The organism is Cognatilysobacter terrigena, from assembly GCF_004361065.1.
Classification (GTDB): Bacteria; Pseudomonadota; Gammaproteobacteria; order Xanthomonadales; family Xanthomonadaceae; genus Cognatilysobacter; species Cognatilysobacter terrigena.
The window spans coordinates 1-9871 of record NZ_SELT01000044.1; the positions used below are offsets into that span (position 1 = coordinate 1).

The 9871-nt window shown below is 68.3% G+C and carries 7 protein-coding genes and 1 tRNA gene; 6 read left to right on the forward strand and 2 right to left on the reverse strand.

Annotation, left to right across the window (positions count from 1 at the left end; genetic code table 11):
* Positions 1–172 precede the first annotated feature (172 nt).
* Positions 173–262, forward strand: a tRNA-Ser gene (locus tag EVS83_RS15120).
* A gap of 72 nt (positions 263–334) precedes the next feature.
* Here EVS83_RS15120 and EVS83_RS15125 read toward each other — a convergent pair.
* The gene (locus EVS83_RS15125) at positions 335–2065 is read right to left on the reverse strand and encodes a putative bifunctional diguanylate cyclase/phosphodiesterase (RefSeq protein WP_166636932.1); all 1731 of its coding nucleotides are present in this window, start codon (positions 2063–2065) and stop codon (positions 335–337) included.
* A 133-nt stretch (positions 2066–2198) separates the two neighbouring features.
* On the opposite strand from EVS83_RS15125, the gene EVS83_RS15130 reads away from it, so the two are divergent.
* The 4 genes from EVS83_RS15130 (at position 2199) to EVS83_RS15145 (ending at position 4949) form a co-directional block, all read left to right on the forward strand.
* Positions 2199–2783, forward strand: coding sequence for an RNA polymerase sigma factor (locus EVS83_RS15130; RefSeq protein ID WP_133501970.1), 585 nt, complete (start codon positions 2199–2201; stop codon positions 2781–2783).
* Positions 2780–3283: a hypothetical protein gene (locus EVS83_RS15135; RefSeq protein ID WP_133501972.1), complete on the forward strand. Its 504-nt coding sequence runs from the start codon at positions 2780–2782 to the stop codon at positions 3281–3283. Before EVS83_RS15130 ends, EVS83_RS15135 begins: the two co-directional genes overlap by 4 nt.
* Before the next feature lie 11 nt (positions 3284–3294).
* A complete protein-coding gene (locus EVS83_RS15140; RefSeq protein WP_133501974.1) occupies positions 3295–4218 on the forward strand; it encodes a DUF4097 family beta strand repeat-containing protein in 924 nt (307 codons plus the stop codon).
* A 74-nt stretch (positions 4219–4292) separates the two neighbouring features.
* A complete protein-coding gene (locus EVS83_RS15145) occupies positions 4293–4949 on the forward strand; it encodes a response regulator (RefSeq protein ID WP_133501976.1) in 657 nt (218 codons plus the stop codon).
* 368 nt (positions 4950–5317) lie between these two features.
* Here EVS83_RS15145 and rne read toward each other — a convergent pair whose 3' ends face one another.
* Positions 5318–8611 carry a ribonuclease E gene (gene rne, locus EVS83_RS15150; RefSeq protein ID WP_133501980.1) on the reverse strand — a complete coding sequence of 1098 codons (3294 nt, stop codon included), beginning with the start codon at positions 8609–8611 and terminating at the stop codon, positions 5318–5320.
* 432 nt (positions 8612–9043) lie between these two features.
* On the opposite strand from rne, the gene EVS83_RS15155 reads away from it, so the two are divergent.
* The coding region (locus EVS83_RS15155) for an RluA family pseudouridine synthase (protein WP_133501978.1) at positions 9044–9871 on the forward strand (828 nt) is incomplete at its 3' end.

Sequence of the window (9871 nt, forward strand, 5' to 3'; positions counted from 1 at the left end):
GCGCGCCAGCGATGGTGGAATCCGCGCGCCTGCAGTGCTCGGAAATCCACGGCAAGCCGTGCACGCAGGAGCAGGAGGCCGCGTCGCGCGGGCGGGAAACCGCGACGGCCTGAGGCCATGTCACAATAGCCATGCGCGTCGAAACGCCGGCCTAGCGCCGGCGTTTCACATCGGAGAGGTGGCCGAGTGGTTTAAGGCAGCGGTCTTGAAAACCGCCGAAGGGTTAAACCTTCCGTGGGTTCGAATCCCACCCTCTCCGCCAGATCGAAAAGCCTCCGCAGGGAGGCTTTTTTGTTTTGCGTCGACGCCGCGCTCGCCGTCGATGCGATCCGGCTCAGCGCAGCATCCCGCCCCGCACCGCCTTCGCATTCCCCGAGTCGTTGCGCCCCAGCAGCCATCGGGTCATGACGTTCCGGTCGAGCGGTCGACTGAAGTAGAAGCCCTGTTGCGCCTCGCAGTGCGTGTCTTCGAGGAACCGCGACTGTGCCTCCGTTTCGACACCCTCGGCGACGATGCCGAGTTCGAGCGTATGCGCGAGGTTGACGATCGCGAGCGCGACGGTGCAGCTCAGCGGGTCCTCCGGCACGCGTTCGACGAACGTGCGGTCGAGCTTGATGCGGTCGACCGGAAGTTTCGCGAGATAGCCGAGCGACGAATAACCGGTTCCGAAGTCGTCGATCGCCAGCGACGCGCCCATCGAGCGCAGGTCGTCGAGCACCGTGTCGCCCGGCCGGCTGTAGTCGACGAGCTGCTGCTCGGTGATCTCGATCTCGATGTCGCCCGAACTGAGCTGGGTGCGTTCGAGCACCTCGGCGACGCGGTCGAGAAGTCGTGGATCGTTGAGTTCCCCGGCGCAGAAGTTGACGCACATGCGCAGCGGCGGAATACCCATGTCGCGCCACGCACGTGCCTGCCGGCAGGCTTCGCCGAGGCACCAGACGCCCAGGTCGCGGATGAGGCCCGAGCTTTCGGCGAGCGAAATCAGTTCGTGCACCGGGTAGCCCGCCAGCGCCGGATGCTCGCAGCGCAGCAAGGCCTCCATGCCGACGACGCGCCCGTCCCGCGTGTCGATCTGCGGCTGGTAGTGCAGGGTGAACGCCTCGCAGTCGAGCGCTTCGCGCAGCATGGCGCGATCCGTGCCGAGCCGGTGCGCGATGCGGTCCATGTCTTCGGTGAAGTAGTGATAGCCGCCGCGGCCGTCCGACTTGACCTTGTACAGCGCGACGTCCGCCATGCGCATGAGCTGCTTCGTGTCGACCGAATCGCGCGGGAAGACGGCGATGCCGATGCTCGCGCCGATGTGCAGCTCCGCGCTGTCGATGCGAAACGGTTTCGCAAGCGCGTCGACGACCTGTGCCGCGACGCGCCCGCCGACGGTGGGATCGTCGACGTCGCTCTGCACCAGCACGAATTCGTCGCCGCCGAGCCGCGCGACGAAGTCCGCCGAGCGCACGACATGGACGATGCGTTGCGCGACGTGGCGAAGCAGCTCGTCGCCCATCGCGTGCCCGTAGCGATCGTTGACCGCCTTGAAATGATCGAGGTCGATCATGTGCACGACCATCATCCGGCGCGTTCGGGCGGACGATTGCGCGATGTCGACGAGCTTCTCGTCCAGCGCCGTACGGTTGGCAAGCCCGGTGAGCGGGTCCATCCGCGCGAGGAGCATCATCTTTTCCTCGTCGCGTTTGCGCGCCGTGGCGTCGCGCGCCACTTTCAGGAACCCCGCCAACCGCCCACGCGCATCGCGCACCGGCGAAAGCAGGCATTCGGCCCAGAACTCCGACGCGTTGCGACGCACCAGGCGACGGATATCCCATGCGCGACCGTCCTGCAGAGCCGCATGCAGGGTGGCGTCGAGCACGCCCGATTCGCGGTCCTGCGCACTGAAGAGTTCGACCACTGGACGCCCGCACATCTCGTCGGCGCTGTAGCCGAACAGGCGTTCGGCGCCGACACTCCAGAGCCGCACGATGCCGTCCGGATCGATCAGGATCACGGCGTAGTCCCCCATGCTCTCCAGCAACGCGGACAGGAGGCCGGGACTGTCGATTTCGAGGCGCATACCGTGGGCTCCAGCAGGGTGGAACACGGGGCGGGGCGACGGCCACGCCATCCGCGAAGCTGGCACCCGACGGATCGAAACGTCGTGACGGCGCGCGTTTAAACCGTCGGGGCTCCGGCCGCATCCGACGGTTATGCTCACCGCCGTGCTCGACACGCCTACGAACGCCGCCATCTCCCCCGTGGACGAGGACCGGGCGCTCGTCGCGTCCGCCACGTCGGGCAGCACGGCGGCGTTCGAATCGCTCTATCGCCGCCACGCGGGTCGCGTGCATGGCGTGATCTGCCGCCTCGTGGGCGGGCAGGGCACGCGGGCCGAGGACCTGACCCAGGAAACCTTCGTCCGCGCGTGGCAGGCGCTGCGGGACTTCCGGCACGACGCCGCGTTCGGCACCTGGCTGCACCGCCTGGCCGTCAACACCACGTTGATGGACATGCGCAGCCGGCGCGTTCGCGGCCACGACCAGGGCGACGACGACGGGCTCGACATGGTCGGGCTGCAGGATTCCGCGGGCAGCAGCACGGCCCTGCGGATGGACCTGGAAAAAGCGGTGGCGAGCCTGCCGCCGCGGGCGAGGGCGGTGCTCGTCCTCTACGACATCGAAGGCTGGCGCCACGAGGAAATCGCCGAAGAGCTCGGCATGGCCGTCGGCAGTTCCAAGGCGCAGTTGCACCGCGCGCGCAACCTGTTGCGCGAGCGGCTGGGAGAAACCGCATGAACCACGACAACGACCGCATTCCGCTCGACGAAGACCGCACCCTGTCGGACGCGCTGCGCTGGCAGTTGCGTGCGCAGCGACGCGACATCGCGCTGCCGGCCGATCTCTGGCCGGGTATCGCCGCACGTCTGGAAGCGCCCGCACCGCGCGCCGCGCGCCGTGGCCCGATGCCGTGGTTCGCGATGGCCGCGAGCGTATTGCTCGCGATCGGTGCCGGCTCGCTCGTCCAGCGCACCGGCGTCACTCCGATCGACACCATCGCGCACCGCGAAGCGCAGACATTGACGAGCGAGTACGACCGAGCACTGCGGTCGATGCCCGCGACCGCAAAGGCACCGTCGTCGCCTGAACTGGCGCCGGCGATCGCCGAGCTCGACCGCAGCGCCCGACAGATCCGCCGCGCCCTCGAGCGCGACCCCGATTCGCGACTGCTGCTCGACCAGCTGCGTCGCACCTACACGCTCCGCCTCTCGCTCTCGCAGCGCGCGGTCGTGGGCTGACCGGAGATTCCATGAAGACCGCCATGCACATCAGCCAGCTCGCGATCGCCGTCGCGCTCGCCTTCGTCGCCGTGCCCGCCTGCGCCGGCACGCCCATCAACCAGACGCGACCGCTCGATCCGCGCGGCCGGGTCGAGATCGAAAACATCAAGGGCAGCATCGACGTGCGCGCCTGGGATCGCCCCGAGGTGAAGATCGAAGGCACGCTCGGCGCGGGCGTCGAGAAGCTCGAGATCGAAGGCGACGAGGACGACCTGCGCATCGCGGTGAAGTACCCCGAGCACCACGGCTTCGGCCGGCTCATGGGCGGCCGCGAGACGGAACCGACCACGCTCCGGATAATGGTGCCGACGCGTGCCGACCTCGATATCTCCGCAGTGTCTGCCGATGTCACCGCGTGGGGCGTCGCGCCGTCCAAGCTCAGCATCGACAACGTCAGTGGCCGCACGAAGGTCGCGGCCGCGGCGGACCGGGTCGACGTCAACAGTGTCAGCGGCGACGTCGACCTGACGGTGAATCGCGCCGACGTCGACGTCGAGAGCGTCAGCGGCAACATCCGCCTGAGCGGCCGACTGGGTCGCGGCATCGGCGTCGAATCGGTGTCCGGCGGGATCAATGTCGATGTCGTCGATTCGCAGGTCGAACGTTTCGAAGGCACCAGCGTCAGCGGCGACATCGACGTGCATACCGCGCTCGCGTCGCATGCACGCATGAAGCTGGAGACGGTCAGCGGCGACGTGCAGCTGCGGTTGCCGCGCACGGTATCGGCGGAAGTACGCGGCGAAAGCTTCAGCGGCACGCTGCGCGCCCCGGGCGCGACCATCGAGCGACCGGAGCATGGCCCCGGCTCGAACTTCCGCCAGCGTTACGGCAGTGGTGACGCGGAAGTGTCCATCGAGACGTTCTCCGGCGACGCGGACGTCAAGCTCGACTGAGCCGCCGGTTGCGCCGGGGTCGCCCGGCCAGTAGCCTTTTTCCCGGGGAAATTTCGCAATAACCGGGGGAAAGGATGTCCATCCGCGTTTTCATCATCGACGACCACGCGATCGTGCGCACCGGATTGCGCATGATCCTGTCGCAACACACCGATATCGAGGTCGTCGGTGAAGCGGAAAGCGGCGAAAGCGCGCTACCGCAGATCCGCCAGCTCAAGCCTGACGTCGTGCTCTGCGACGTGCATCTGCCGGGCCTCAGCGGCCTCGAAGTGACCGAGCGCATCGTGCGCGGCGACTACGGCGCGCGCGTCATCATCGTCTCGGTGATGGAAGACGGTCCGCTGCCCAAGCGCATGATCGAAGCCGGCGCGTCCGGCTACGTCGGCAAGGCGGGCGATCCGCACGAGCTGTTGCGTGCGATCCGCGACGTCGCGCTCGGTCGCAAGTACCTCGCGCCGTCGGTGGCGCAGAACCTCGCGCTTGCGGGCATCGGTGGCGGCACGTCGCCGTTCGACGACTGTTCCCCGCGCGAAATCGAGATCGCGTTGCTGCTCGTGCAGGGCCTGCCGCAGCAGGAAATCGCGCGACGCCTGAGCCTGAGCCCGAAGACGGTCAACACGCACAAGAGCCGGATGTTCGAGAAGCTCGGGCTGTCGATCAGCGACACGGTCGGGCTCGCGCGCCTGGTCGCGCAGTACGGGTTGGCGGATCCGTCGACGGTGGTGCGATAGGGCGTTGGTTGTGCGGCTTGTTGCGCAGTAGGCAAGGGCGACGTTCGCGAAGGGCGATCGATGCGCTGACCCCTGGTTAGTGGTACTGCGACAGCACGACCTGCGCGCTGAGCCCGAGTGGATAGCTCGGTGCTCGGTGCGACTGGCCGCCGACTGTGCGTTGCCGCGTCGCGACGCGTTGTCCATGACGCGGTGAGCGTGCGGTCGCGCGCCGTTTGCAACGCTGCAACGATGCAACGACGCTGCGACCCACGGATCGCGAGCGACGGACGGCCGTGCATTCAACAATGCGCATTGGCTTCAAAAAAGAAGGGCCGCGTGAGCGGCCCTTCCTGATCTCCACGCCGCCGGGTACGCCCGGCAGTCCGTCACCCGTTGCGCGGATCGTCGTTGCCGAGCAGGTCGCCCTGTGACGGCGCAGCATCCACGCTGCCCGGGAGGGCGTTCACGCTGGCCAGGTCGCGCGACACCGGCGCGCCTGCGCTGCCGTGCTCGATGTCCTCGAACGCACCGCCGTCGACGACGATCTCGTTCGTCGAGGTCGAATCGGCGACGAACCGCGTCTCGACGGCTTCGCCTGCTTCGTCCACGGATTCGGCGCCCGGCTCGAGCGCCGCGACGTTGGACGTCGACGAATCAACGGGCGTCTCGACATTGGCCGCGACGTCCCCTGCAACGTCCGCCGGCTCGCGAGTTTCGATCGTCGGCGTGGCGACATCCGCGTCGGTCGACGCGGCGACGTTGTGCGTCGATGCCACCGGCGCCGGAACAGTCTCGCTGTCGACGCGGGCCGTCGCGTTGGCTGGCGTCGCACTCTCGACATACGTCGAAGCAGAGCTCGGCGCGACCTCGGCTCTTTCGCTACCTTCGGCAGCGGCTGACGTCGCTTCCACTCGCGTGGCGCTCGGCGCAACCGTATCGGACGATGCGCTCGAAACCGCCTTCGGCGGCTCGATCGATGCCGATGATTCGGACGTGCGTGCGGGCGAATCGTTCGCCTTCGACGCATCCGCATCGACCGCCGTACCAGTCGCCCTCAGCGCGTCCGCATCGACCGTCGTCCCAAGCTCTCGCGCAGCCTCCGCCGCAGCGACCACCGCCACCGGCGCTGCAGCTGCCGCAGCCGGGGCGGGGGCCACGAACGGCTTCGGCTCCGACGGACGCGGCGCGGCCGGAATGTCGTCGAACTCGAACTCCGGCTGCGAACGGCTGGCGGTCGAGTCGCCATCGGCCGTTGCATCGCCGAGGTCATCGTCACCGCTCTCGTCGTCGCCCTGCAGATCGTTGTCGAGCGTCTCCATCGACTCCGAACCCTCGGCGCCGCCGCGACGACGACGACGACCACCGCGACGGCCGCGACGGCGACGCGCGCCGTTTTCGCCCTTCGCAGCGTCCGTGCTCTCGATCTGCTCGACAGCGATGGACGCCGCGTCGGCGGATTCCGCGATGACCGGTGCATTGGCCAGCTCGTTCGACTGCGTCATTGGTTCGGCCGCAGCGACCGGCACGGAAACGACGGGCTTCGGCGCTTCCTGCTTGACCGCTTCGACCTTCGCGACCTCAGGCTGCTGCTGACGCTGCGCCTTGGGCTCGCGCTGCTGCGTGTTGGCCTCGATCTTCTCGGCCTCGCGTTCGGGGCGCGGCGGGCGGTTCTGCTGCGGTTGCTGCTGCGTCTTCGGCTGCTGTTGCTGCGGCTGACCGCCGCGCTCGGCATTCTGCTGCGGGCGATTCTTCCCCTGCTGCTGTTGCGGCTGGCCCTTGTTCTGCTGCGGCTGGCCGCCCTTGGCGTTCTGCTGCTGACTCTGCTGCGGGCGACCGTTCTGACGATCCTCGCGACGCTGCTCGTTGCGACGACGGTCGTTGCGATCATTGCGGTCGCGTCGACCCTGCTCGCCACGCGATTCACGCGACGGCGCGGGCGCCGGCGGCGGCGCGACCGGCGTCTGGCCGCGGAAGAAGCGCAGGACACGCTCGACGAGACCGACGGAGTGCGTCGGCGTCGGCGTCGGTGCGACGGGCGCTGCGACCGGTGCGGCCGCGGCCGGCTCCTTCGGCTCGCGCAGCGGCGCGGGCGTGATCGGCCTGACGTTGGTCACCGCGGGCGGCGGCGGGATGTTGAGGTGCGCCTTGGTCAGTGCGTGGGTCGCCAGCTTGCGCGGCGTGCCGCGCTGGTAGCTCGGCTTGCTCGTTTCCTCGCTCAGCTCGTTCTCGCGGATGCGCGTCACTTCGAAGTGCGGCGTCTCGAGCTGGTCGTCGGCGACGATGACGATCGGCGCGTCGTGGCGCTGCTCGATCTCCGCCAGCGCGCGGCGCTTTTCGTTGAGCAGGAAGTTCGCGATCTCGACCGGCGCCTGCACCAGCACCTGGCCGGTGTTGTCCTTCATCGCGTGCTCTTCGGCCAAGCGCAGCACCGACAGCGACAGCGACTCGACGCTGCGCATGCGGCCGTGGCCTTCGCAGCGCGGGCAGACGATCTGGCTCGACTCGCCCAGCGACGGACGCAGGCGCTGGCGCGACATCTCGAGCAGGCCGAAACGCGAGATACGGCCGATCTGGACGCGCGCGCGGTCGTGGCGCAGCGCATTCGACAGCCGGTTCTCGACTTCGCGCTGGTGCTTGGTCGACGACATGTCGATAAAGTCGATGACGACGAGGCCGCCGAGATCGCGCAGGCGCATCTGCCGCGCAACTTCCTCGGCTGCTTCGAGGTTGGTGTTGAACGCCGTTTCCTCGATGTCGCCGCCCTTGGTGGCGCGCGCCGAGTTCACGTCGATCGCGGTCAGCGCTTCGGTCTGGTCGATCACGAGCGCGCCGCCCGACGGCAGCTTCACGGTGCGCTCGTACGCGTTCTCGATCTGCGACTCGATCTGGTAGCGGTTGAAGAGCGGAACGTCGTCCGTGTAGTGCTTGAGCTTGCGCACGTTGTGCGGCATGACCTGCTGCACGAAGTCACGCGCTTCCGCGTACATCTCCGGCGTGTCGACCAGCACTTCGCCGATGTCCGGGCGCATGTAGTCGCGGAGCGCGCGGATGATCAGGCGCGATTCCTGGTAGATCAGGAACGGCGCGGGCTTGGACAGCGCGGCCTCGCAGACGGCGCGCCAGATCTGCAGCAGGTAGTCGAGGTCCCACTGCAGCTCTTCGGCGTCGCGGCCGACGCCGGCGGTGCGGATGATGACGCCCATGTCGTCCGGGATCGTCAGCGCGTCCATCGCCTTCTTCAGCTCGGCGCGGTCCTCGCCTTCGATGCGACGCGACACGCCACCCGCCGTCGGCGAGTTCGGCATCAGCACCATGTAGCGGCCGGCGAGCGAGATGAACGTCGTCAGCGCGGCACCCTTGTTGCCGCGTTCTTCCTTGTCGACCTGGACGACGACTTCCTGGCCTTCCTTGAGCAACTCCTTCAGACCGGCCTTGTTCGGATCGACGCCAGCCTGGAAGTAATCGCGCGAGATTTCCTTGAGCGGGAGGAACCCGTGGCGCTCGGCGCCGTATTCGACGAAGGCCGCCTCGAGCGAGGGCTCGAGACGGGTGATGCGGCCCTTGTAGATGTTCGACTTCTTCTGTTCCTTCGACGGCTGTTCGATGTCGATGTCGTACAGATTCTGGCCGTCGACGATCGCGACGCGCAGTTCTTCCGCCTGCGTCGCGTTGATGAGCATTCGCTTCATTGGTGTGGCGTCCTCGCGCGCTACCGCGCGACGGCGCCGTGGCGTCCGTCTGGGCGGGCCCGTCGCGCGATGCGCGGGTGGGGCCCCAATCCAGCGCTGCACACCACGGCGGGCCGCGGGAGCGCTTGTTCGTGAAACTTGTCGTGAAACCTGGGCCGGCGACCGCGTCGGAAAACTCGTCGGCGTCGCACGGAGTGGATGTGTCATGTCGCGACGGCGTCACCCGCGCGGCGATGGCCAGCCTTGTCGGCGCGCGCTGCTAACATGGCCGACCCCGCGGGTCGTGGTCAGGCGCGCGCCGCATCGCGGAAGGTGGGCTTTCGGCCCGGGTCGCACCAGCCGTCCAGGCTGGGGGCAAGCGACGCTTCTTCCAGCGAAATCAAAACCTTATCTCGCGACGCGAGTTTAACAGATAACCTCTTCATGACCCAGCCGGCCGCGACCGGCGCCCGGACCGTCCGCGTCCCCGACGACCGCGACGGCCAGCGCCTCGACAACTTCCTGCTGGGCCAGCTCAAGGGCGCCCCGCGCTCGCTCGTCTACAAGCTCGTCCGCTCCGGCCAGGTGCGGGTGAACGGCGGGCGGGCGAAGGCCGATCGCAAGCTGGAGGCGGGCGACGAGGTCCGCATTCCGCCGGTCCGGCTGGCCGAGGAGGGCGAAAAGGCGCCGCCGCCGAAGGGGCTGCTCGCCGCGCTCGAGGCCGCGATCGTGTTCGAGGACGCCCGCCTGCTCGCGCTCAACAAGCCATCCGGACTCGCCAGCCACGGCGGCAGTGGCATCAGCCACGGCGCGATCGAGTCGCTGCGCGCGCTGCGGCCCGGCCAGACGCTCGAACTGGTGCATCGCCTCGACCGCGACACCTCCGGCCTGCTCGTCGTCGCCAAGAAGCGTTCGGCGCTCGCCGAGTTGCAGGGGCTCATGCGCGAGGGATCGGAGGCCGCGGGTGAAGCGTCCCGCCCCGACATCGAAAAGCGCTACCTCGCACTTCTCGTCGGCCGCATGCCCGACGGCACGATGTCCGTCGACGCGCCGCTACACGTGGGCCTGCGCCAGCGCGGCGAGCGCCATGTGCAGGTCAACGCCGCGGGCAAGCCGTCGCTGAGCCACGTCCGCGTGCTGGAACGCCGTGGTGGGCATTCGTATTGCGAGATCCGCATCGAGACCGGGCGGACGCACCAGATCCGCGTGCATTCTGCGCACATCGGTCATCCCGTCGCGGGCGACGACAAGTACGGCGACGCGGACGTCAAC